Annotated in this window: 21 protein-coding genes; 12 read left to right on the top strand and 9 right to left on the bottom strand. The window is 63.0% G+C overall.

Annotation, left to right across the window (positions count from 1 at the left end):
- Nucleotides 1-4 precede the first annotated feature (4 nt).
- The 9 genes from FFM53_RS17600 (at nucleotide 5) to FFM53_RS17560 (ending at nucleotide 9,180) form a co-directional block, all read left to right on the top strand.
- The gene (locus FFM53_RS17600; protein WP_138335026.1) at nucleotides 5-832 is read left to right on the top strand and encodes an ABC transporter permease; all 828 of its coding nucleotides are present in this window, start codon (nucleotides 5-7) and stop codon (nucleotides 830-832) included.
- Nucleotides 829-1,608, top strand: a complete 780-nt coding sequence (locus tag FFM53_RS17595; protein ID WP_017961938.1) for an ABC transporter permease — start codon at nucleotides 829-831, stop codon at nucleotides 1,606-1,608. Before FFM53_RS17600 ends, FFM53_RS17595 begins: the two co-directional genes overlap by 4 nt.
- Nucleotides 1,601-2,626 carry an ABC transporter ATP-binding protein gene (locus tag FFM53_RS17590; protein WP_138391223.1) on the top strand — a complete coding sequence of 342 codons (1,026 nt, stop codon included), beginning with the start codon at nucleotides 1,601-1,603 and terminating at the stop codon, nucleotides 2,624-2,626. The genes FFM53_RS17595 and FFM53_RS17590 overlap by 8 nt, the downstream gene beginning before the upstream one ends.
- A 4-nt stretch (nucleotides 2,627-2,630) precedes the next feature.
- The gene (locus tag FFM53_RS17585) at nucleotides 2,631-3,551 is read left to right on the top strand and encodes a nucleoside hydrolase (protein WP_138335024.1); all 921 of its coding nucleotides are present in this window, start codon (nucleotides 2,631-2,633) and stop codon (nucleotides 3,549-3,551) included.
- Nucleotides 3,548-5,335: an adenine deaminase gene (locus tag FFM53_RS17580; protein ID WP_138391222.1), complete on the top strand. Its 1,788-nt coding sequence runs from the start codon at nucleotides 3,548-3,550 to the stop codon at nucleotides 5,333-5,335. The genes FFM53_RS17585 and FFM53_RS17580 overlap by 4 nt, the downstream gene beginning before the upstream one ends.
- A gap of 311 nt (nucleotides 5,336-5,646) precedes the next feature.
- Nucleotides 5,647-6,579, top strand: a complete 933-nt coding sequence (locus tag FFM53_RS17575; RefSeq protein ID WP_138335022.1) for a metal ABC transporter substrate-binding protein — start codon at nucleotides 5,647-5,649, stop codon at nucleotides 6,577-6,579.
- Nucleotides 6,576-7,481: a manganese/iron ABC transporter ATP-binding protein gene (locus FFM53_RS17570; protein ID WP_138391221.1), complete on the top strand. Its 906-nt coding sequence runs from the start codon at nucleotides 6,576-6,578 to the stop codon at nucleotides 7,479-7,481. Before FFM53_RS17575 ends, FFM53_RS17570 begins: the two co-directional genes overlap by 4 nt.
- The gene (gene sitC, locus FFM53_RS17565; RefSeq protein ID WP_173883602.1) at nucleotides 7,478-8,338 is read left to right on the top strand and encodes an iron/manganese ABC transporter permease subunit SitC; all 861 of its coding nucleotides are present in this window, start codon (nucleotides 7,478-7,480) and stop codon (nucleotides 8,336-8,338) included. Before FFM53_RS17570 ends, sitC begins: the two co-directional genes overlap by 4 nt.
- Nucleotides 8,335-9,180 (top strand): metal ABC transporter permease, encoded by an 846-nt coding sequence (locus FFM53_RS17560; RefSeq protein ID WP_138391220.1) that lies wholly within the window; start codon nucleotides 8,335-8,337, stop codon nucleotides 9,178-9,180. Before sitC ends, FFM53_RS17560 begins: the two co-directional genes overlap by 4 nt.
- An 82-nt stretch (nucleotides 9,181-9,262) precedes the next feature.
- Here FFM53_RS17560 and FFM53_RS17555 read toward each other — a convergent pair whose 3' ends face one another.
- The 6 genes from FFM53_RS17555 to FFM53_RS17530 all read right to left on the bottom strand — a co-directional run bounded on the left by FFM53_RS17555 (nucleotide 9,263) and on the right by FFM53_RS17530 (nucleotide 17,178).
- A complete protein-coding gene (locus FFM53_RS17555; RefSeq protein WP_138391219.1) occupies nucleotides 9,263-10,432 on the bottom strand; it encodes a M20 aminoacylase family protein in 1,170 nt (389 codons plus the stop codon).
- 214 nt (nucleotides 10,433-10,646) lie between these two features.
- Entirely contained in the window at nucleotides 10,647-12,152 is a 1,506-nt protein-coding gene (locus tag FFM53_RS17550; RefSeq protein WP_173883601.1) for a tripartite tricarboxylate transporter permease, read from the bottom strand.
- 9 nt (nucleotides 12,153-12,161) lie between these two features.
- A complete protein-coding gene (locus FFM53_RS17545; protein WP_138388982.1) occupies nucleotides 12,162-12,623 on the bottom strand; it encodes a tripartite tricarboxylate transporter TctB family protein in 462 nt (153 codons plus the stop codon).
- A 212-nt stretch (nucleotides 12,624-12,835) separates the two neighbouring features.
- Nucleotides 12,836-13,819 (bottom strand): tripartite tricarboxylate transporter substrate-binding protein, encoded by a 984-nt coding sequence (locus tag FFM53_RS17540; RefSeq protein ID WP_029872004.1) that lies wholly within the window; start codon nucleotides 13,817-13,819, stop codon nucleotides 12,836-12,838.
- A gap of 228 nt (nucleotides 13,820-14,047) precedes the next feature.
- Nucleotides 14,048-15,382 (bottom strand): sigma-54-dependent transcriptional regulator, encoded by a 1,335-nt coding sequence (locus FFM53_RS17535; RefSeq protein WP_017961950.1) that lies wholly within the window; start codon nucleotides 15,380-15,382, stop codon nucleotides 14,048-14,050.
- On the bottom strand, nucleotides 15,379-17,178 hold the full coding sequence (locus FFM53_RS17530) for a sensor histidine kinase (RefSeq protein WP_425504958.1): 1,800 nt from the start codon (nucleotides 17,176-17,178) through the stop codon (nucleotides 15,379-15,381). Before FFM53_RS17530 ends, FFM53_RS17535 begins: the two co-directional genes overlap by 4 nt.
- Nucleotides 17,179-17,366: 188 nt before the next feature.
- Between FFM53_RS17530 and FFM53_RS17525 the strand changes: the two genes are divergently transcribed.
- The gene (locus FFM53_RS17525) at nucleotides 17,367-18,029 is read left to right on the top strand and encodes a sulfite oxidase-like oxidoreductase (protein ID WP_138390884.1); all 663 of its coding nucleotides are present in this window, start codon (nucleotides 17,367-17,369) and stop codon (nucleotides 18,027-18,029) included.
- Here the strand turns inward: FFM53_RS17525 and FFM53_RS17520 are convergent.
- The 3 genes from FFM53_RS17520 to FFM53_RS17510 are packed head-to-tail and all read right to left on the bottom strand — an operon-like array spanning nucleotide 18,014 to nucleotide 19,680.
- A complete protein-coding gene (locus FFM53_RS17520; RefSeq protein ID WP_138390885.1) occupies nucleotides 18,014-18,646 on the bottom strand; it encodes a hypothetical protein in 633 nt (210 codons plus the stop codon). The genes FFM53_RS17525 and FFM53_RS17520 overlap by 16 nt on opposite strands.
- 51 nt (nucleotides 18,647-18,697) lie before the next feature.
- Nucleotides 18,698-19,444: a CbtA family protein gene (locus tag FFM53_RS17515; RefSeq protein WP_138390886.1), complete on the bottom strand. Its 747-nt coding sequence runs from the start codon at nucleotides 19,442-19,444 to the stop codon at nucleotides 18,698-18,700.
- 26 nt (nucleotides 19,445-19,470) lie between these two features.
- Nucleotides 19,471-19,680, bottom strand: coding sequence for a CbtB domain-containing protein (locus FFM53_RS17510; protein ID WP_003542661.1), 210 nt, complete (start codon nucleotides 19,678-19,680; stop codon nucleotides 19,471-19,473).
- A gap of 234 nt (nucleotides 19,681-19,914) precedes the next feature.
- Here FFM53_RS17510 and FFM53_RS17505 point away from each other — a divergent pair, with 234 nt between their 5' ends.
- On the top strand, nucleotides 19,915-20,469 hold the full coding sequence (locus FFM53_RS17505; RefSeq protein WP_138390887.1) for a histidine phosphatase family protein: 555 nt from the start codon (nucleotides 19,915-19,917) through the stop codon (nucleotides 20,467-20,469).
- Nucleotides 20,470-20,917: 448 nt separating this feature from the next.
- Nucleotides 20,918-22,489 (top strand): putative bifunctional diguanylate cyclase/phosphodiesterase, encoded by a 1,572-nt coding sequence (locus FFM53_RS17500; RefSeq protein WP_138390888.1) that lies wholly within the window; start codon nucleotides 20,918-20,920, stop codon nucleotides 22,487-22,489.
- Nucleotides 22,490-22,513: the final 24 nt, after the last annotated feature.

Raw genomic sequence — 22,513 nt, 5'->3', positions numbered from 1 at the left:
CCTCATGTTCCAGAACCGCGCAGAAGCCCTGGCGCTTGCCTTGCCGGCAGCCATCTTTGCGACCGTGGTCTTTCTGTTGCCCGTTGCGATCCTCTTGTCGGAGGGCTTCCGCGCCGGCAGCGCCTGGAGCCTGTCGGCCTATGCCGATTTCTTCTCCGGGACGTTGAACCGCACCGTTTTCCTGCGCACGTTCCGGCTCGGCCTCGAAGTCACCGCCGTTTCCGCGGTCATCGGTTATGCCGCAGCCTTTGCCATCGTCAACCTGCCGGCGAAGGGCAAAGGCCGGATGATCGGCCTCGTGACCCTGCCGCTGATGATCTCTCCGGTGGCGCGCACCTATGCCTGGATCGTCATTCTCGGCCGCACCGGCATCGTCAACCAGGCGATAACAGGCCTGGGTCTCAGCGCCGAGCCGCTGCGGCTGCTGTTCACCGAGACCGCCGTCTTCATCGGCCTCCTGCAGCTCTTCCTGCCGCTGATGATCCTGTCGCTGATCAGCGCGCTCGAAAACATGCCGAAGGATGCGATTCCGGCTGCTCGTGTGCTCGGCGCCAACTGGTTCCAGGTCTTCTGGAAAGTCATCCTGCCGCTCACCAGGGAAGGCCTCGTCGTCGGCGGCACGCTTGTCTTCACCGGATCGCTGACCGCCTATATCACCCCCGCCGTGCTTGGCGGCTCCAAGGTGCTGATGCTGGAAACGCTGATGTACCAGCAGGTTTCCGTCGCCAATGATTTCGTTTCGGCAAGCGTCATCGCCTTCATCCTGATCGTCATGAGCTTTGCCGCCAACATCCTGCTGAAACGCCTTGCGACGGCGAGGAACCGCCGATGACGCTGCGCCTGTTTTCGCCCCTCGTGCTTTTCCTGCTGCTGGTCTTCCTGATCGGCCCGTTCCTGATCATCATCGCCGCTTCGCTATCATCAGGAGATACGCTGGCCTTCCCGCCGCAGGGCCTGTCGCTGCGTTGGGTGATGAAGGTGTTCACCATCGAGAGTTTCCGCGACAGCTTCGCCATGTCGATGTTCCTCGCTGTCTTCGGAACGCTCGCAGCCCTCCTCCTCGGCATCCCGGCCGCCTACGCCCTCTCCCGCTACAAGCTGCCCGCGGCCGAGACCGTCCGCACCATCGTGTCGCTGCCGATCATCGTGCCCGGCATCATCGTCGGCCTGGCGCTGCTGCGTTATCTCGTCGTGCCCTTCGGCTTCAACATCACGCTCGCGCTCTTCTTCGCCCATACGGCGCTGGTGCTGCCCTATGCCGTGCGTGTCGTCTCGGCGAGCCTCGACAATCTGCGCTCGGACATTGAGGAGGCTGCCGTCCTACTCGGTTCCTCGCGGCTCGGCGCCTTCTTCCGCGTGGTGATGCCGAATATCCGCGGCGGCATCCTTGCCGCCTTCATCCTCGGCTTCGTCACCAGCTTCAATCAGGTGCCCGTCTCGCTCTTCCTGTCCGGTCCCGGCGTCCGCACGCTGCCGATCGACATGCTGGGTTACATGGAAACCACCTACGATCCTTCCATCGCGGCGCTCTCCGCCCTTCTCGCCTTTCTCTCGATCGGCATCGTCTTTCTCGCCGAACGCTTCCTGGGATTCTCGCGCTATGTCTGATGCCTATCTTCAACTCGACAAGCTGACCCTTGCCTATGGCGACACGGTCGCGGTGCAGGACCTCGACCTGGCGATCGGCAAAGGTGAGCTGGTGGCACTTCTCGGCCCCTCCGGCTGCGGCAAGACGACGACGATGCGCGCCATCGCCGGCCTGCTGACGCCCACCGCTGGCCGCATCCGCCTCGACGGCGCCGATATCACCCGCGTCTCTGCCAACAAACGCGCCGTTGGCCTCGTCTTCCAGTCCTATGCCCTCTTCCCGCATCTGACGGTCTATGAGAACGTCGCCTTCGGCCTGCGTCTCAAGCGTATCTCAGGTGCGGATCTCGACGCCCGCGTCGGCGCCGGCCTGAAATCGGTCGGCCTGTCGGCTTTTAGCGGCCGCAAGCCCGCCGAACTCTCCGGCGGCCAGCAGCAGCGGGTGGCGCTCGCCCGTTCGATGGTGATGGAGCCGAAGGTGCTGTTGCTCGACGAACCGCTCTCCAATCTCGATGCCCGCCTTCGCCTTGAAATGCGCGCCGAATTGCAACGCGTGCAGAAGGAGACCGGCGTCACCATGATCTTCGTCACCCACGACCAGGTGGAAGCCTTGGCACTCGCCGACCGCATCGTCGTGATGCTGAACGGTGGCATCGAACAGATCGGCACGCCGGAGGAGATCTACAACAATCCGGCCTCGGCCTTCGTCGCCGATTTCGTCGGCTTCGAGAATGTCTTCGCGCTGAAGGATGGAAAGCTTGTGACGCCGAATGGGCCGGTCGGACTTTCCGGCCCGGCGCCGGAAGCCGCAGCCGGCCTCGCCTGGCGTCCGCGCATGGTGAAGCTTGGCTCCGGTGCTTTCCAGGGCACCGTGTGCGGCACGTCTTTCGCCGGCAACACCCGCGAATACCTGCTCGACACTCCGCTCGGCCCGATCAAGGCCGAGATCGATGCAGGCCTGCCGCCGCACGAGATCGGCAGCCCGCTTACCTTCGATCTGCCGGTTGCCGGCGCGGCAAGCCTCAAACGGTTCGGGTGAAATCATGGGCGTCTGGATCGACACGGACATGGGCTTCGACGACATCGCCGCCATTCTGGTGGTGGGACAGTCGGAATTCGAGATCGACGGAATATCACTGGTCTTCGGCAATACGCCGCTGCCGCAGGTGAGGATAAACGCCGCCGGCGCCGCCGGCGCCTTCGGCTGGACATTCCCCATCCACACCGGCCGCGCCATGCCCGTGCTCGGCAAGCTGGAAACCGCTCAAGCGATCCTCGGCGAAACCGGCATCCCCACTATCGGCAGGAGCCTGCCGCAGGCGGCGGCCCTTGCCGAAAGCGATGCCTTCGCAGCACTCTGCCGCTGGCTGGAGCGCAAAGGCCAGCACCGCATCCTGGCGCTTGGCCCGCTCACCAACATCGCCGCCGTGGCGCTTGCCCGGCCCGATCTTGCTGCCCGCATCAGCGAACTCGTCTGGATGGGCGGCGGCGTCACCAGCGGCAACCATACGGCCTCCGCGGAGTTCAACGCGCTCGCCGATCCCGAGGCCCTCTCGATCGTCATCGCCCATGGACTGCCGCTGCGCATGGTCGATCTCGACCTCTGCCGCAAGGTGCTGGCCAGGCCCGAAGACGCCGAGCCGGTGCGCAATGCCGGCGGCGCCAATGCCGAACTCATCGCCGATATGTTTTCGGGTTATATCCGCATCGGCACCAGCCGTGGCCGCCCGGCCATGGCAATTTACGATCCTTCCGCCGCCGTCGCCTTCGTCGCTCCGGATATTGTCAGCTTCCGCCCCGCCCGTATCGACGTCGAGCTGCAGGGCGCCTTGACCCGCGGCCGCACCGTCGTCGAGACCCGCGCCACGCATGCGACCTTCAATGCGCAATTCGCCGCCGACATCGATGCCGACATGGCGCGTGTCATCATTCTCGCTGCCCTGGTCAACGAGGCCCGCAAATGAACATCACCGCTCGCCAAGAACCCGCCGATCTCAACGATCCCGCCTTGCGGGCCCGCGCCGTCACCGCTGCGCGCGGCGATGCCCCCTTCGACATGCTGATCACCGGCGGCCGGCTGCTCGATGCGGTGACGGGCCTGACCCGGCAAGCCGATATCGGCCTCGTCGGCGCGCTGATATCAAGCGTTCATGCCCCGGCAAGCCGCACGGATGCCATCGAGATCATCGATGCGGCGGGCAGTATCCTGACGCCCGGCCTGATCGACACGCACATGCATATCGAAAGTTCGATGGTGACACCGGCCGAATATGCGAGCGCCGTCTTGCCACGCGGCGTCACCACGATCGTGTGGGATCCGCATGAATTCGGCAATGTCCACGGGCTCGACGGCGTGCGCTGGGCGATCGAGGCGGCGCGCAGCCTGCCGCTGCGTATGATCCTTCTCGCGCCCTCCTGCGTGCCCTCCGCGCCGGGCCTGGAACTTGCCGGCGCCGATTTCGATGCTGCGGTCGTCGCCGAGATGCTGCACTCCTCCGCCATCGGCGGCGTCGCCGAAGTGATGAACATGCGCGGCGTCATCGACAGCGATCCGCGCATGACTGCTATCGTCAATGCCGGCCTTGCCGCCGGCAAGCTCGTCTGCGGCCATGCCCGCGGCCTCGAAGGCGCCGATCTCAACGCCTTCATGGCGTCGGGCATCACCTCCGACCACGAACTTACCTCCGGCGCCGATCTCCTCGCCAAGCTTTCCTCCGGCCTGACGATCGAGCTGCGCGGCTCTCACGACCATCTGCTGCAGGAGTTCGTCGAGGTACTGAACGGTCTCGGCCACCTGCCCCCGACCATCACGCTCTGCACCGACGACGTCTTTCCTGACGAACTCCAGGAAGGTGGCGGCCTCGACGACGTCATCAGGCGCCTGGTGCGCTACGGCATGAAGCCGGAATGGGCCATCCGTGCCGCGACCTTCAACGCCGCACAACGTCTGAAGCGCTCCGATCTCGGCCTCGTCGCCGCCGGCCGCCGCGCCGACATCGTGCTCTTCGAAGACCTCGCGGAGTTCCGGGCGCGGCTCGTCATATCAGGCGGCCGCATCGTTGCCCGCAACGGCGGCATGCAGGTTGCCGTCCAGCAGATCGATACGGCGCCGCTTGTCAATTCGGTGAAGCTGCCGCCGCTGACCGAGAATGATTTTCGCATTCCGGCGAAGGGCGCGCGCGTCCGCGTCGCCACCATCGACCGCCCGCGCTTCACGCAATGGGGCGAGGCCGAAACCGAGGTCAGGGATGGTTTCGTCGTGCCGCCGGCCGGCAGCGCCATGATTTCGGTCGCCCATCGCCACGGCAAGACCGACGGCATCCCGCGCATCGGTTTCCTCACCGGCTGGGGTGAATGGCGCGGCGCTTTCTGTACCACCGTTTCGCATGACAGCCACAACCTCACCGTCTTCGGCGGCAATGCCGGCGACATGGCGCTCGCCGCCAACGCCGTCATATCAGCCGGCGGCGGCATGGCGGTCGCCAAGGACGGCAGGATCGAGGCGATGCTGCCGCTGCCGCTCTCAGGCCTAGTGACCGATGCCTCGCTGAAGGACACGGCCCTGGCCTTCGCCGGCATCCGCAAGGCGATGGAAAAGATCGTCACGTGGAAGCCGCCCTATCTGGTCTTCAAGGCCTGCTTCGGCGCCACGCTCGCCTGCAATGTCGGCCCGCATCAGACCGATCAGGGGATTGCCGATGTGGTAACGGGCAAGGTGCTGGAAAACCCCGTGCTGAAGGTCTTGTAAAGGCCGAGGGCGCGCAAGTTCCGTCATGAGGGGTACCGTGTGCCCCTCAAACGCCTAACCGATCGAACCATGCGCCGTTACGCAAATCCCGGTATGCGTTGTTCGATGAGGTTGACCGCAGCCAGCCCGTCGGGGCCCGCTGTCATCTTTTTCGGCCTCCGGTTCGGATCATTGTTGCAATTCATTCTTAATTGCACAATAGTCGAAACAAGGGTCGTCAAGCATTTTTTGCAAATCATTCCGAAGCGCAACTTGTTCGACTCTCCGCGGCTTTTGCAATTCGGTCGCAATAGCAGCAAGAGGAGAAATATATGCTCTATGGGGAAAGACGGTCGGTTTTGGCCGGAATGATAGGGGTGGCATTCGCAGCCGTGCTGGTTGCCTTTCCCGCCGCTGCCCAACAGACAACCAATTCGAAGTTCAAGGTGGTGACGACCTTCACGGTGATTGCCGACATGGCAAAAAACGTGGCCGGTGATGCCGCGATCGTGGAATCGATCACCAAGCCGGGCGCAGAGATCCACAACTATGCGCCGACGCCGGGTGACATACAGCGAGCACAAGGTGCACAGCTCATTCTCTGGAACGGCCTCAATCTGGAGCGCTGGTTCGAAAAGTTCTTCCAGAACCTGCACGACGTCCCCGGTGCGGTCGTCTCCGATGGCATCGAACCGATGGGCATCTCGGAAGGCCCTTACGAAGGCAAGCCCAATCCCCACGCCTGGATGTCGCCGAAGAACGCCCTGATCTACGTCGACAATATCCGGGATGCTTTCGCAAAGTATGATCCGGCGAATGCGGAGACCTACAAGGCTAACGCCGAGGCCTACAAGCAGAAGATCGAAGCGACGATCACTCCGATCCGCGCCACCCTCGAAAAAATTCCCGAGGACAAGCGCTGGCTGGTTTCAAGCGAGGGCGCCTTTTCCTATCTCGCACGCGATTTCGGGCTGAAGGAACTCTATCTCTGGCCAATCAACGCCGACCAGCAGGGCACGCCCCAGCAGGTCCGCAAGGTGATCGATGCGGTCGAGGAACACCAGATTCCAACCGTCTTCAGCGAAAGCACTGTTTCCGATAAACCGGCCCGGCAGGTGGCGCGCGAAACCGGTGCGCATTATGGCGGCGTGCTTTATGTCGACTCGCTGAGCGAAGCCGACGGCCCGGTGCCAACCTATATCGATCTTCTGCGCGTGACCTCCGATACGGTCGCGAAGGGTCTTGCCGATGGGTTGTCGCAATGACCGTGCTGCTTGGCAATCTTGTCCGTCCCGCATCCTCGGATGCGGGATCGGGGATCACGGTAAAGGATGCGACCGTCACTTACCGCAACGGACATACGGCCCTGAGGGACGCGAGTTTCCAGATCCCCACGGGCACGATCGCCGCGCTGGTCGGTGTCAACGGTTCCGGCAAGTCGACGCTCTTCAAGTCGATCATGGGTTTCGTGCGTCTCGCCAGGGGCCACATTCGCGTGCTTGGCATGCCAGTCGAAGAGGCGCTGCGCAAGAACCTCGTCGCCTATGTGCCGCAATCGGAAGAAGTCGACTGGAACTTCCCGGTGCTGGTCGAGGATGTCGTGATGATGGGCCGCTACGGCCACATGGGCATGATGCGCATCCCGAAGGCAGCAGACCACGAGGCAGTGGCCTCCGCGCTCGCCCGTGTAGCCATGAGCGAATTCCGCAAGCGCCAGATCGGCGAACTCTCCGGCGGTCAGAGGAAGCGGGTCTTTTTGGCGCGAGCCCTGGCGCAGGACGGCCGGGTCATTCTGCTCGATGAACCCTTTACCGGCGTCGACGTAAAGACCGAGGACCAGATCACCAAGCTCCTGCGCGAACTGCGGGATGAAGGCCGCGTCATGCTGGTTTCCACCCACAACCTCGGCTCCGTGCCGGAATTCTGCGACCGGACCATCCTGATCAAGGGCACGGTGCTCGCCTACGGCCCGACCGTCGAGACTTTTACGCAGGAAAATCTGGAAAAGACCTTTGGCGGCGTACTGCGTCATTTCGTGTTCAGCGAAGCGCAGAACGGCAGGCCAACGTCGATCGGCGTCATAACCGATGATGAGCGCCCCCTGATCCTGCAGGGTGGAAAAGCGACCGCCCGGAGGTCCGATAGTGGCAATGGGGGTCGGGAATGATAGCCGACCTCCTGCAGCCCTTCACCTATGAATACATGCTCAATGCCATGTGGGTGTCCGCCCTTGTCGGCGGCGTCTGCGCTTTCCTCTCCTGTTATCTGATGCTGAAAGGCTGGTCGCTGATCGGAGACGCGCTCTCGCACGCGATCGTTCCCGGCGTCGCCGGCGCCTATATGCTCGGACTTCCCTTTTCGATCGGAGCCTTCTTTTCCGGAGGACTCGCTGCCGCAGCGATGCTTTTCCTCAACCAGCGCACCAAGCTGAAGGAAGATGCCATCATCGGCCTGATCTTCTCCTCTTTCTTTGGGCTGGGCCTGTTCATGGTTTCGCTCCAGCCTATGGCAGTCAACATCCAGACGATCGTGCTCGGCAACATTCTCGCCATCACGCCCGAGGATACGCTGCAACTCGCCATCATCGGCTTCGTGTCGCTCGCTGTCCTGCTCGTCAAATGGAAGGACCTGATGGTCACTTTCTTCGACGAGAGCCATGCCCGATCGATCGGTCTCAATCCGACCGCTCTCAAGGTCATTTTCTTCACGCTGTTGTCCGCCTCCACCGTCGCGGCGCTGCAGACCGTCGGTGCATTCCTCGTCATCTGCATGGTGGTGACACCCGGCGCGACCGCCTATCTGCTGACCGACCGCTTCCCGCGGCTGCTTGTGATCGCGGTCATCATCGGATCGATGACCAGTTTCGTCGGCGCTTATGCGAGTTACTTCCTCGATGGCGCGACAGGCGGCATCATCGTCGTGCTGCAGACGGCAATCTTCCTGATCGCGTTCTTCTTCGCACCCAAACACGGCATGCTGGCGGCGCGCAGACGCGCCGCGCAGGCGCTGGGGGCAGCGCCATGAGCATGGTCGAGACGCTTCTTTCGCCTTTCCAGTTCGGCTTCATGGTCAATGCGCTGGTGATCTCGGTGCTGGTCGCAATCCCGATGGCGCTGTTGTCTTGCTTCCTGGTTTTGAAAGGCTGGTCTCTGATGGGAGACGCCATCAGCCACGCCGTCTTCCCCGGCGTGGTTATCGCCTATATCGTCGGCATTCCCTTCGCGATCGGCGCCTTCGTGGCCGGCATGTTTTGCGCTATCGCCACCGGTTTCCTGAAAGACAACAGCCGTATCAAACAGGATACGGTGATGGGCATCGTTTTCTCCGGCATGTTCGGGCTCGGCTTGGTCCTTTATGTCAAGATCCAGTCCGACGTGCACCTCGACCACATCCTGTTCGGCGACATGCTCGGTGTCTCCTGGCGCGACATCGGGCAGTCGGCCGTCATCGCTGCGATCACAGCTGTCATTCTTGGTGTGAAATGGAAGGACTTCCTGCTGCACGCCTTCGACCCCGCCCAGGCGAGAGCGGTGGGCCTCAGGATCAACCTGCTGCATTACGGCCTTCTCGCCCTCATCTCGCTGACGATCGTCGGCGCCTTGCAGGCGGTAGGCATCATCCTTTCGATCGCCATGCTGATTGCGCCGGGAGCCATCGCCTTCCTGCTCACCCGCAAGTTCAGCACGATGCTGCTCCTCTCCGTCGCCATTGCCGTGATCGGTTCCTTTGTCGGCGTCTACCTGTCCTTCTTCATCGACAGCGCGCCGGCGCCGACCATTGTGCTTGTGCTGGCGATCGGCTTCGTGTTCGCCTTCATCCATGCCACGCGCGGGACAGCAAGGGTTGAGGAATCGCCGATGGACTGATGGACATTGACGAATGTAACAATTTGAACTGCTGCCTAATTCCTAAAACCGATTCCGATTTAGGCAATTAGGCAGCAGATAATCAAACCTTCAATTCTCGCTCGACCAGCGCCGCCCAATAGGCTGCCCCATATCCCAGCGCTTCATCGTTGAAATCATAGGCCGTGTTGTGATGCAGCGCTCCATCCACCGCCGGACCGTTGCCGAGCCAGACATAGCAGCCCGGCGCATTCTGGGCGAAGAAGGCGAAATCGTCGCCTGCCGTCGACGGCGGAAAGCTTGTCTGCACCTTCCCGCCGAAGACCGAGCCGGCCGCTGCCAGCGCCCGTGCGGTCGCATCCGCGTCATTGATGACAGGCGGAATCCGCCGCTCGAATGCATAGTCTACAGCGATGCCGTACATGGCCGCAGTGCCATGCGCCAATCGTCCGATCTCGGTTTCCAACTGGTTGCGCACTTCCGGCGAATAGGCTCGCGCCGTCCCACCGATCTCGACGATATCAGGAATGACGTTCAGAGCCTTCGAGTCGCCCGCCTGCAGGAAACAGGCGCTGACGACGGCCGGCTGCAGCGGATCGACCACCCGCCCGACGATCGTCTGCAGCGATGACAGGAAGGTCCCCGCCGCCGTGATCGGATCGCGGCCGAGATGCGGCTTGGCGCCGTGCGTACCGGTCCCACGGAAGGTCATGCGCCAGCTGTCGGAGGAGGCAAGCTGCGGCCCCTCGACCACGGCGATCTCATCGACCGCAAGCCCAGGCATGTTATGCAGCCCATAAACGGCATCGCAGGGGAAAAGCTTGAACAGCCCCTCCTCGACCATGCGCCTTGCTCCGCCTCGACCTTCCTCGGCCGGCTGGAAGATGAAATGCACCGTGCCGGAAAAATCCTGCGTTGCCGCAAGATGCCGCGCGGCGCCAAGCAGCATCGCCGTATGGCCGTCATGGCCGCAGGCATGCATTTTTCCCGGCGCGGTCGATTTATAAGGCCGCTCCGCCATTTCAGGCATGGCGAGCGCATCCATGTCGGCCCGCAGCCCGATCCTGCGTGTGCCGTTGCCGAGCTGCAGCGTGCCGACCACGCCGGTGCCGCCGAGACCGCGATGCACCGTGATGCCGGCTTCCTCGAGAAGCCTCGCGACGATGCCGCCGGTGCGCTCCTCCTCGAAACCGAGTTCGGGATGGGCGTGCAGGTCACGGCGCAAGGCGGTCAGAAACGGCAGATCGTCTTTGATCCGGGCGGGAATGCTCATCGCGCAATGCTCCTGGGGCCTGGATATTCTGTCAAACGAAACGGGCGCCCAACCGGCGCCCGCGTCAGATTACCTCTTGTTCATCAACCAGGCAGTAAGTTCAACCCCCGAACAGGATGATTTTAGGCCGGCCTAAAGTCTGAATCCTGTTCTACATTATATAGTTAGAGCATGATCTCGTCCGAAAACCGCTCACACTTTTCGGCATCATGCTCTAGCCCTCCTCGACGAACACCTCCTCGCGCTTCTTCTTGACGCTCGGCAGGAAGACGACAATGAGGACGGCGACTGCAATGGCCAGAAGAATGGCGCTGATCGGCCGCGTAATGAAGGTGGTCGGATCGCCGCGCGACAGGATCATGGCGCGCCGGAGGTTCTCCTCGAGCAACGGTCCGAGCACGAAGCCGAGCAGAAGCGGCGCCGGCTCGCAGCGAAGCTTCGCCAGCACGTAGCCGATGAGCCCGAAGAAGGCGACGGCATAGAGATCGTAGACGTTGGCGTTGACGCTGTAGACCCCGATCGAGCAGAAGGCCATGATAATGGGGAAGAGCACGTAGTAAGGCACGGTCAAGAGCTTCACCCAGAGCCCGATCAGCGGCAGGTTAAGGATGACCAGCATCAGGTTGCCGATCCACATCGAGGCGATGATACCCCAGAACAGCGCCGGCTGCTCGGTGGCGACGTTCGGACCGGGTACGATGCCCTGGATGATCATCGCCCCGACCATCAGCGCCATGACGGGATTGGCCGGAATGCCGAGCGTCAGCAGCGGAATGAACGAGGTCTGCGCGCCGGCATTGTTTGCCGATTCCGGTCCCGCAACGCCGGCGACCGCGCCTTTGCCGAATTCCTCCGGCGTTTTCGACATCCGTTTTTCCACCGTATAGGAGGCAAAGGCCGCGAGAATGGCGCCACCACCCGGCAGGATGCCGAGCGCCGAACCGATTGCCGTACCGCGAATGACCGGCGCGATCATCTCCTTGAATTCCTGGCGGGACGGCAAAAGGCCGGTGACCTTGGCCATCAGCACCGTGCGTGTCGACTCGCCCTCGAGGTTGCGCAGGATTTCCGCCACCCCGAACACACCGACGGCAAGCGCCACGAAGTTCAGCCCGTCCGCATATTCACGGATGCCGAGCGTGAAGCGTGGCGTGCCGGTGTAGATGTCGGTGCCGACGAGGCCGAGCAGCAGCCCAAGCGCCACCATGGCCAGCGCCTTGACGATCGAGCCATGCGCGAGCGCGATCGAGGAGACGAGGCCGACGATCATCAGCGAGAAATATTCCGCCGAGCCGAACTGCAGCGCGATTGCGGTCAGCGGCGGTGCGAAGATCGCGACGAGAAAGGTCGAGACCGTGCCGGCAAAAAACGAGCCGAGCGCCGCGATCGCAAGCGCTGCGCCGGCCCGGCCCTTGCGGGCCATCTGGTAGCCGTCGATCGCGGTCACGGCCGAGGAGGATTCGCCCGGCATGTTGATCAGGATCGCCGTCGTCGAGCCGCCATACTGCGCGCCATAATAGATGCCGGCGAGCATGATCAGCGAGGAAACCGGCTCAAGCTGGAAGGTGATCGGCAAAAGCATGGCGATCGTCGCCGTGGCGCCGATCCCGGGCAGCACGCCGATCAGCGTGCCGAGCAGCACGCCGATCAGGCAGAAGAGCAGGTTTTCCGGAGTGCCGGCTGTTGCAAAGCCGAGCGCGAGATTGCTGAAAAGATCCATCATCGTCTCCTAGAACCGGACCCAGGGGCCGAAGCGCTCGAACGGCAGCCCGAGCCCGTAGCTGAAGACCCCAACCGAAAAGATCGTCAGCAGCAACGACAGCACGATCGCGAAGAACACGTTCATCTTTTGCGATGCGAAGCAGGCGATGAAGGCGGTGAGGAACAGTGACGGTGCAAATCCGAGCCCGCGCACCGTCAGCCCGAAGAATACCGGCGCCGGCAGGATGAAGAGCATGCCGCGCCAGGCAAACGGGTCGATCGGCTCGCCCTCGACCCGCAGCGCCTGAATGAAGATGATCGCGCCGAGAAGCACGAGCACGGCGGCAAGCACCAGCGGGAAATAACCAGGCCCCATGCGCACTGCCGTGCCGAGGTCGAGCCCCAGCGACTGGATGGCGAAGAAAGCGCCGGTCGCGACGAAAAGCGCGCCGCAAATCGCATTGGTGGTATCGAAACTGATGGATTTCATGGTGTCTCCTGGGGAGATGGTTCGTGACGCACTGCTGCTGCGATTGCCCTCATCCGCCTGCCGGCACCTTCTCCCCGCATGCGGGGAGAAGGGAAAGTGCTGCAAGCCCTTCGCCCCTTGCCGCCGTCGAGTGACGCAAGTCCCCTCTCCCCGCAAGCGGGGAGAGGGTTAGGGTGAGGGGCTTATCCGGCATGTCCTGACGAGGATAATCCTCAGTCGGCATATTCGCCAGCGGCCTCGATCACCGTTTTCCAGCGGGCAATCTCGCTTTCGAGCTTGGCCTTCAGCGCAGCCGGCGTCGCATCGGCGTCGGAGGATGGCGCCGTGCCGAGCTCGGCGAAGCGGGCGCCGACATTCGCATCCTTCAGCGCCACCTGCAGCGACTTCGACAGGCGTTCGTTGATCTCAGCCGGCGTGCCCTTCGGCGTATAGATGCCGTGCCAGATGCCGACTTCAAAACCCGGCAGACCGGCTTCGACGGCCGTCGGAATGTCCTTCATCACGTCAAGCCGTTTGGGCGAGGTCACGGCATAGGCCTTGATCGTGCCGCCCTGGATCTGCTTCGTCGTGTTGGTCGTCTGGTCGCACATGACGTCGACCTGACCGCCGAGCAGATCGGTCATGGCAGGGCCGGTGCCCTTGTAGGGAACGGTTGTGAGCGGCGTCTGGATGGCGCTCATGAACATCATGCCGCAGAGATGCGAAGCCGCACCGATGCCGGCATTGGCGACCGTCACCTTGTCCTTGTTGGCCTTGATATAATCGATCAGCCCCTTGAGGTCGGCCGGCTCCATGTCCTTGCGGGCGACAATCGTCATCGGCACCTCGGTGACGAGGCCGACATAGTCGAAGGCGCCAAGCGTGTCATAGGCGAGCTTGCGGTAGAGCGTGGCGCTGGTCGCCATGCCGATATGGTGCAGCAGGATGGTGTAACCGTCGGGATCCGCATTCGCCACGCGGCCAGCGCCGAGCGTGCCGCCGGCGCCGCCGACATTTTCGACGACGATCTGCTGGCCGAGATCCTTCGACATGGATTCGGCGACCAGGCGCGCGACGGTATCCGTCGGGCCGCCGGCCGCAAAGGGCACGACCATGGTGATGGTGCGCTCGGGATAGGTCTGCGCCGAAGCGGCGCCGGCGAGAAGAGAGACCGCGGCAGCCGCGGTCAGGCCGAGCATGGCCTTCAGAATTTTCATCGTTTCCTCCCTGATGAAATAAGCAAGCCCGCCGACACATCCTCCGCGCCGGTTCGGATAGCCTATTTGCCGCCTGGAAAAATCGACCCGCAATCATTGCATGCGCTTTCGAAAGACGATTTTATGACAGTGCGATGCAGCATGGGTCGATTTGGAAACAAACGGCTCTAGCGGTGGGTGGAAATCCACCCATCGCACCGCGAGATGCAGCACCGCCCCAGCTCCGAGCTAGCTTTCGGTGGTCAGCATCCGCTTGTCGAGACCGTATTTCTGCATCTTTTCGTAGAGGGTCTTCCGGGAAATGCCGAGCGACTCATAGACCGGCCTGAGGCTGCCGCCATGCGCCACCAGCGCGCTGGCAATGACCCCGCGTTCGAATTCGGCGACACGCTCCGCAAGCCCGGTCGCCTCCTCGGCTTGCCGCCCGCCATTGTCAAGACCGAGGACCAGACGGTCGGCGGCATTCCTCAGCTCACGCACATTGCCTGGCCAGTCGCGCTGAGCAATGTCGGAAATCACATCTGGCGGCACGGCCATCTCGTCGCGGCCGTAGCGGGCCGCCGCTTCCCGCACCAGCTGCAGGAAAAGCAGCGGAACATCCGCCCGCCGCTGCGACAAAGACGGCACGTGCAGCGTCGCGACGTTCAGCCGATAGAAGAGGTCGGCGCGAAAGCGCCCCGCCGCCACCTCTGCCTCCAGATCGACCTTGCTTGTCGCGATGAAGCGCACGTCGAGCGCCACGACCTCGTTCGAACCGAGCCTGGAGATCACCCGCTCCTGCAGCACCCGCAGGAACTTCGCCTGCAGGTCGAAGGGCATGGAGCCGATCTCGTCGAGCAGGATCGTGCCGCCGCGCCCATGTTCGAATTTTCCGTAACGCGGCCTCACCGCGCCCGGAAAGGCCCCCACCTCATGGCCGAAAAGCTCGCTCTCGATCAGGTTCGCCGGCAATGCGGCACAATTGATCGCGATGAACGGCCGGCTCGCCCGGGCGCTGATGTCGTGGAGCGCCCGCGCCACCACCTCCTTGCCGGCACCGGTTTCTCCGACGATCAGCGTATCGGCATCGCTCGCCCCAATCGCCCGGATGCGGTAGCGCAGATCCACCATCACCTGCGTCCGCCCCGGCAGCCGCGCCTCGATATCGTCGCGCTTGCCGGCAACCGCCTTGAGCAGCCGGTTTTCGAGCACGAGGCCGCGCCGCTCCATCGCCCGGCGGATGACGCCGGCAAGCATCTCCGGCGTGAACGGCTTCTCGATGAAATCATAGGCCCCTTCGCGCATCGCCTTCACGGCAAGCTGAACGTCGCCGTGGCCGGTGACGAGAATGACTGGTACCTCCGGGTCGAGCTCGCGAATCTTTTGCATCAGCGTCATGCCGTCCATGCCCGGCATGCGGATATCGCTGACGACGACGCCGGGAAAGCTGTAGCCGATCAGCTCCAGCACGTGGTCGCCGTTCGAATAGGTCTCGACACTGAAGCCGGAGAGCTCCAGCGCCTGCGCCGTGGAGCGGCGCAGTTCCTCCTCGTCGTCAACCAACAGGATCTTCGCATCGTTCATTCCGCTGCCTCCGGCATCAGCCCTGCCGCCGATCGCAGCTCGATGCGGAACACCGCGCCCCCTTCGGGATGATTGGCAGCTGTAAGGCTGCCGCCGAAATCCTTGATGATGTTATAGGAGATCGAAAGCCCGAGGCCGAGCCCCTTGCCGACGCCCTTCGTCGTGAAGAAGGGATCGAAGATACGCTCGGCGATCGCCGCCGGCACACCCGGCCCATGGTCCCGGACAGTCAGCACCACCTTGCCGGCCTCCTCGAAGGCCGAAACCTCGATGCGCCGATCATCCAGCCCTTCCACCGCATCGGCCGCATTCGAGATCACGTTCACCAGCACCTGCTGGAGACGCACTGAACCGGCGCGCACCACCGGCGGACGCGGCCCGAGAGCGAGCAACAGCTCGGCATCCGCCGCCTTCAGCCGCCAGGCGATGATCTCGAGCGTATCGCGCATCGCCTCGTCGAGGGAAACGGGACCAAGCTTCTCGTTCGGCTTGCGGGCGAAGTTGCGCAGGTGCCGGCTGATCGCAGCCATACGGTCGATCAGCCCGCCGATACGCCGGATATTGTCCCGCGCCTCCTCCGTCCGCCCACGGTCGATGAGAACGGAGGCGCTGTCTGTATAGGTCTTGGCGGCGGCGAGCGGCTGGTTGAACTCGTGCGAAAGGGCAGCCGACATCTGTCCCAGCCCGGCAAGCTTGCCCGCCTGGATCAGATCGGCCTGCGTCTGTCGGAGCTGGTGCTCGGTCAGCCGCCGTTCGGCGATTTCTTCTTCGATGCGGCTGTTGACGCGGGCAAGATCGGCTGTGCGCTCTTCGACGCGCCGCTCCAGTTCGTTGCGGGCTTCGGCTTGCATCTGCATGCGCTCGGCAAGCCGCGCCCGCCTCTGGCGCAGGACCGCGACCGCGAGCCCGGCGATGCAGAGGAAGAGAAAGACTGCCGCAAGCGCCGTGCGTGCCTGGGCACGGATGGAACTCGTCTCCATCAGCACGTTCACCGTCCAGTCCTCGGCCGGCATGTAATGCGAGAGCACCAGATACTCGCTCGAGCCGCGCTCGCCGGCCAGCGTCATCAGCTCATGCTGCTCGAAGTGGTGACGCCTCACCGGCAGCGCCGCCAGCCTGGCATTGGCATAACGCCGCGACGCCTCGGTGCGGGCGACGCGGTCGGCCGTCAGCGGCAGGATCGCGCCGTAGAGCCATTCCGGGCTGCCGGACATGAAGATGATGCCCTCCGGATCGGAGACGAAAATCTTGTATTCGCCGCCGCCCCAGGAGGATTCGATCATGTCGATATCGACCTTGAAGACGATGACGCCACGAATATCCGCGCCGGTTCGGATCGGTGCGGCAAAATAATAGCCGCGCTTCAGCGAGGTGGTGCCGAGCGCGTAAAACCGTGCCTGCCGGCCTTCGATCGCATCCTGGAAATAGGGCCTGTAGCTGAAATTCTGTCCGACGAAGCTTGCAGGCCCATCGTAATTGCTGGCCGCGATCGTCTCTCCGTCTGGCTTGACCACATAGATATCGGAGGATTTCAGCAGCCCATTGATCTGCTTGAGATAGAGATTGGCCGCATCGCGCAGCGCCGCATCTTCAGGCGCGCTCACCAGTTCCTTGATGTCGTCATGATCGGCGATTAGCGCCGGCAGCGCCTCGTAGCGGTTGAGATGGCCGCTGAGTGCCGAAACGGCAAGGCGCAGTGCCGTCCCCGCCTGCGCCGAGGCTTCCTCCATATAGGCGCGCGTCGCAATCGCGCTCCCATAGGTGAAGAAGGCGAAGATGATCAGCGGCACCACCAGCAACGCCGCTATCGCACGATATTTCGAAGACAGAACCGGCTCCTCCCCTTTTCTGCCTCCACTCCCCAGCGAGGCATACCCAACGGACCGAGTTTAGAGGGGTGGTTAGGGATTTCCAAGGGGCCGCCGAAACTTGACACCCGGGAGGGGCGGATGTCCTATTGCTGCACCGCAAGGAGGCCCCGCCCATGAGCGACGACCAGACGCCCGCCGACAGCAAACTCACCACATCCAAGCGCCGCTGGGCGGCAGAGGGCAAGTTCCTGACCGGCCGTATCGGCCGTCCCGAAGCCGAGCGCCTGCCACCCGGCCAGCACCTTGTCAAGAACTGGCCTGTACTCGATCTCGGCCAGCAGCCAGTCATCTCGACCGAGACCTGGCGGCTCGAGGTGCGCGGCCTCGTCGAAACGACGCGCACCCTCACCTGGGCCGACTTCCAGGCGATCGAACAGAGCACGGGGGTGAGCGATATCCACTGCGTCACCACTTGGTCGCGCTACGACAACAAATGGAAGGGCGTTTCGACGCGCGATCTGCTCGACCTCGCTATGCCGAAGCCGGAAGCAGCTTACGTCATGCTGACGAGCTACGACGGCTATACGACGAACCTGCCGCTCGCCGATTTCGCCGCCGAGGACGCGATCCTCGCCACCGCCTGGGAAGGCCTGCCGCTAACGCCGGAGCATGGCGGCCCGATGCGCCTCGTCGTGCCGCATCTCTATTTCTGGAAAAGCGCCAAATGGCTGCGCCGCATCGAGCTGATGCCCGCCGACGAGGCCGGCTTCTGGGAAAAGAACGGCTACCACATCTATGGCGATCCGTGGCGCGAGCAGCGCTATTCCGACGATTGAGCTTTCGGCCGCGAGAAACGGCGAAGCGCAAACACGCCAAAGCCGAACAAAGAGGCAAGCCCCGTCAGCGACGCCATGCTGGCGGCATGAAACGGGATCCCGCTCCAGCGCGGCTTGACGATATCGGCCGTGTTGAAGGCTTCGCCGCTGAAGCGGCAGCTGATCAGCGCAAGCCCGCGCCGCACCATGTCGGCGTCGACCGCAGAAATGATTTCATCCGCCGCAGCAGCCTCCCGCGGCATCTCGCGCATCGAAAGCAAGACGGCCTTGGTCGCGGCGAGATAAGCATGGGCGCATTCGTTGAACGGGCTTTCCTCATCCGTCACGCTGCCCGGCATCCGGCCCCACAGACAGTAGGAATACTGGATCGCGGCATAGTTCAGCACGCGCCGGAACGGCTCGTTCGTATCGACGGCGCGGGATGCAAGATCGATGATCCGACCGCGATAGTCAGATATGACAGCCATCTCGCCATGGGAGATTTGCGGGATATTCAGCCCGGCATGGCTGCCGCCGTCGCCGCGGCTATGGGCAAAAGCGCTTCCGGCGACCACACAAAAAAACGCGGCGGCAGAAAACGCCGTCAGCAGCAGTGGTCTGGCTCTGTCGTTTTTCATAATCGCCCGAGAAGTTCAGGGCGCCGGCAAAAGCGGCGCCCTTCAATGCGTTCAGTGAAATGCCGTTGCCGGTCGGCCACGTTGCCCGCCCTTAACGGCAAGCCGCTTTTCCGCCAGCGCCCCGAAGGCGAGGCCGAGCGTTGCCCAGAGGATCGCATGCATGCCGAGCGAGGTCGTGCGGAAGCCCCAGAGCACCATCGCCGAAAAGTTCTCCGGCACCTCGTTGATCGGCGGCAGCAGAGAGAGCACGAGGCCGATGAAGACGAGATAGGCGATGCCGGCGATAGTCGCGCCGTTCCAGGGACCGAAGCGCTCGGAGACACGACGTGACAGCGCCACCGCGGCAATGAGTGCGGCAAGCGACACGACGATCATCAGGAAGAACAGTTCGGTCCTGACGCCGATCGTGTCGGGATTGCCGACCGCCGGCGGAGTGGCGGGATATTTGATGCTGGGAACAAGCACGACCGCCACGAAGGCGGCAATGGCGATGACGGCCGAGGTGCCGCGCGCCGAAAGGCGGCTGAAGCGACCATGCACGAAGGCGAAGGCAAGCGCGAAGAGCCCGCCGACGGCGACGCTGTAGGCCATGACGCCGGTGAAAAGGCCGAGACCGGCCTGCGTGGCGCGGCTGACGATTTCAGGTTCGGCAGCTTCGCCGGCCGCCTGGGCGCTCGCCTCCTCGAAGGCGATCGCCGCATCGACCATCGGCTCGCCGAAGGTATGGGCAAAAGCGAAAACGAGGATACCGGCAATCAGGCCCGCGAGCATGCCGCGAAGCAGAAGGTTTCCAACCATGTCAGGAACTCCGATCGCGAAGCGCTTTAGTGGCAGGGAAAGCCGAGGAGATGGCGGCCGTCATGCACGAATTCGTGCACATACATGCCGTTGAACAGCGCCATCGCGCCCTCTTCGGTGCCGACGAAATAGAGGACGATGAGCATCAGCAGGCCGCCGAAGATCGCCCAGGGCAGGATCTCTCCTACGGGGATCGGCGCCGGTACAGCAACGGGCGCGAAAGTGGTGTCGGACATGTATTCCTCCGGGAATGACGCGTTCAGTCGAAAGAGTGCTTGTGCAGTAGGGTCTGACTTCCAGCGCGAAGAGCTTTCGACACGCTGGTCACAGTGGCGCGACCGCGCCGGACTTACACCGGCTTCCAAACCCGCAACAGCACGGTTATATCTGCACGCCGAAGAGACTGTCAACGAAACTTCACAAGCCGGCGAAGGACGCTGTCGCCGCATTCCGGGGAGACAAGAACGGCTGTGAACACGCGCCTCACCTGGATCTGCCACGGCGCGACGGCAGCAAGCCGCAAGGCCATGTTCCCGCTCGACGAACCGCTGGAGGACAAGGCAGTGGAGGAAGCCGGCAGGATGATCCCCCCGCCCCGCGCCGACCGTATTGCCACGAGCCCCGCCTTGCGCGCCCGTCAGACTGCTGACGCGCTCCGCCTCGAAGCCCAAATAGATCAGGCGCTTTGCGACTGCGACCATGGCCGTTGGGCCGGCAGGTCGATCGCGGCGATCGGGACCGAAGAGCCGGAGAACCTGATTGGCTGGATGAGCGATCCGGAAGCGGCCCCGCATGGCGGTGAGAGCCTTGTTGATCTGCGCACGCGCATCGCCGGTTGGATGGATGGCCAGGCCGTCCTCGGCGGCCACGTGATCGCCATCAGCCATGCGGCCGTCATCCGGGCAGCGATCGTGCATGTGCTTCAGGCGCCACTCTCCTCCTTCTGGCTAAGCGACGTCGAGCCGCTTTCCGTCATCCGCATGACCAGCAACGGACAGCGCTGGTCTCTGCGCTTCCAGCATTAGAGACTGCTGATCTTATCCAGCTTTGCACAAGCAAATCGCGTCATCTCTGTTGAACCCGGCTTTGCGGGGACTACTTCCTTGTCCCAAGGAGATGGAAGAATGACATATGATTGGAGTGGCGAGCGCACGCGACGCCTGCGTTTCATGCGTGTCGCCACAGTCACGGTTCTGGTCGGTCTCATTGTCAGCGTTCCGCTGCTGATCGTCACCGCCTGAAGCACGAGAAAGGGCGGGCGATGCATTGGCACGCTCGCCTTCGCTCTTTTCCCGCATCAGCGACCTCACGATCCGGGATCGCGCTGACAACGACGCCCTGGTTCCCCACAAGCCCTGTCGGGTCTCTGCGGCACAGCAACAGGCTGCCGCCTCCGATAATTCGCCTTCTGGTTTCAACAAACATTTCAGACTTTCGTGATATTTCCGCGAAGGTGGAGATGGAGAAGGCATAATGCCGGTGTTTTTCCAAAGCAGGGCCGGAAGGCAATGCGTGTCGATCGTGGTGTCTGGAGTGACCCTCTGGCTTCTCGGCACGCTGCTACAGCTCGACGACAGCCTGGTCGCCTTCATGACCGGTTTCGGCGAGTACGGCGCCGACAAGCTCGTTCTTGCGCTCGGCATCGCCGGCGCCATGAGCTTCATCTATTCGGTGCTGCGCATCGCCGACCTGCGCAAGGAAATGGAACTGCGCGCCGCCGCCCAGGCAAAGGCCGATTGGACCGCAACCCACGACCATCTGACCAAGCTGCCGAACCGATACGCCTTCGAGCGCAAGATCCTCTCCCGGCCGATCAAGGACGACGAGGCCGAGATCGAGGAGTGGGACCACAACGTCACCATCTTCTCCGTCGACCTCGACGGCTTCAAGAAGGTCAACGATCTGGTCGGCCACAAGGGCGGCGACGTCCTGTTGATCGAGGTTGCCAGACGCATCTGCGCGCTCGGCAATGCCGATTGCGTCTATCGCTTCGGCGGCGACGAATTCATCATCGTCGCCTTTGCCCTGACGGCGCAGCGCGAGGAGCGTTTTGCCAAGCTGCTGATCCAGGCCGTCACCCGACCGATCCATATCGATGGCTTTGCCGTCGAAGTCGGCGCCAGCGTCGGCTATGACCGCTGGGCCGAAGGAGCCGAGCCGCTCGAAGATGCCGCCCACCGTGCCGACCTCGCCATGTACGAGGCGAAATCACGCGGGCCCAACCACTACCTCGTCTTCGAACCTTCGATGCAGGACAAGGTAACGGAACGCGCCGCGCTGGAAACCAGGCTTCGCGCCGCAATCTCCAACAAGGCGATCAAGCCCTTCTATCAGCCGCTGATCGACCTGAAGACCGGCCAACTCTGCGGCTTCGAGGCCTTAGCGCGTTGGATCGGCGACGACGGCGTCAACATTCCGCCGCCGGTCTTCATCGATATTGCCGAGGAAACCGGCATGATCACCGCATTGTTCGAGGACCTTCTCACCCAGGCCTGCAGCGACGCCCTCACCTGGCCGGAGCATGTGACGTTGTCCTTCAACGTCTCGCCGGTGCAAATGGAAGACAAATTGTTGACGTCGCGCATTCTCAAGGTCCTTTCGGCAAGCCGGCTGCCGCCGCAGCGCCTGGAAGTGGAGATCACCGAAAACGCGCTGATCCAGGATCCCGCCATCGCCGCCCTCATTCTCGACGAGCTGCACGCTGCCGGCATCCAGATCGCGCTCGACGATTTCGGCACGGGCTATTCGAGCCTCGCCCAGCTCGCCCGCTATCGTTTCGACAAGATCAAGATCGACAAAAGCTTCATCGCCACCTATCGCGACGACGAGCGCCAGGAGAAGATCGTCCGCGCCATGCTCGGCCTCGGCAGGAGCCTCAACATCAAGACGACGGCCGAAGGCATCGAGGAGCACGGCCAGCTCGCCTTCCTGCTGCAGCTTGGCTGCGACATCGGCCAGGGCTATCTCTTCGGCAAGGCGATGCCCGCCGCCGAGGCGGGCATCTTCATCAGCGATCGCAATGCCAAATTGGCCTCGACGGGCTGACGGAACGCTCTACCTTTTGTTTTG

The sequence above is a fragment of the Rhizobium indicum genome (assembly GCF_005862305.2).
GTDB lineage: Bacteria > Pseudomonadota > Alphaproteobacteria > Rhizobiales > Rhizobiaceae > Rhizobium > Rhizobium indicum.
The sequence above is the reverse complement of the archived record's forward strand: the minus strand, read 5'-3'. Positions and strand labels throughout refer to the sequence as shown.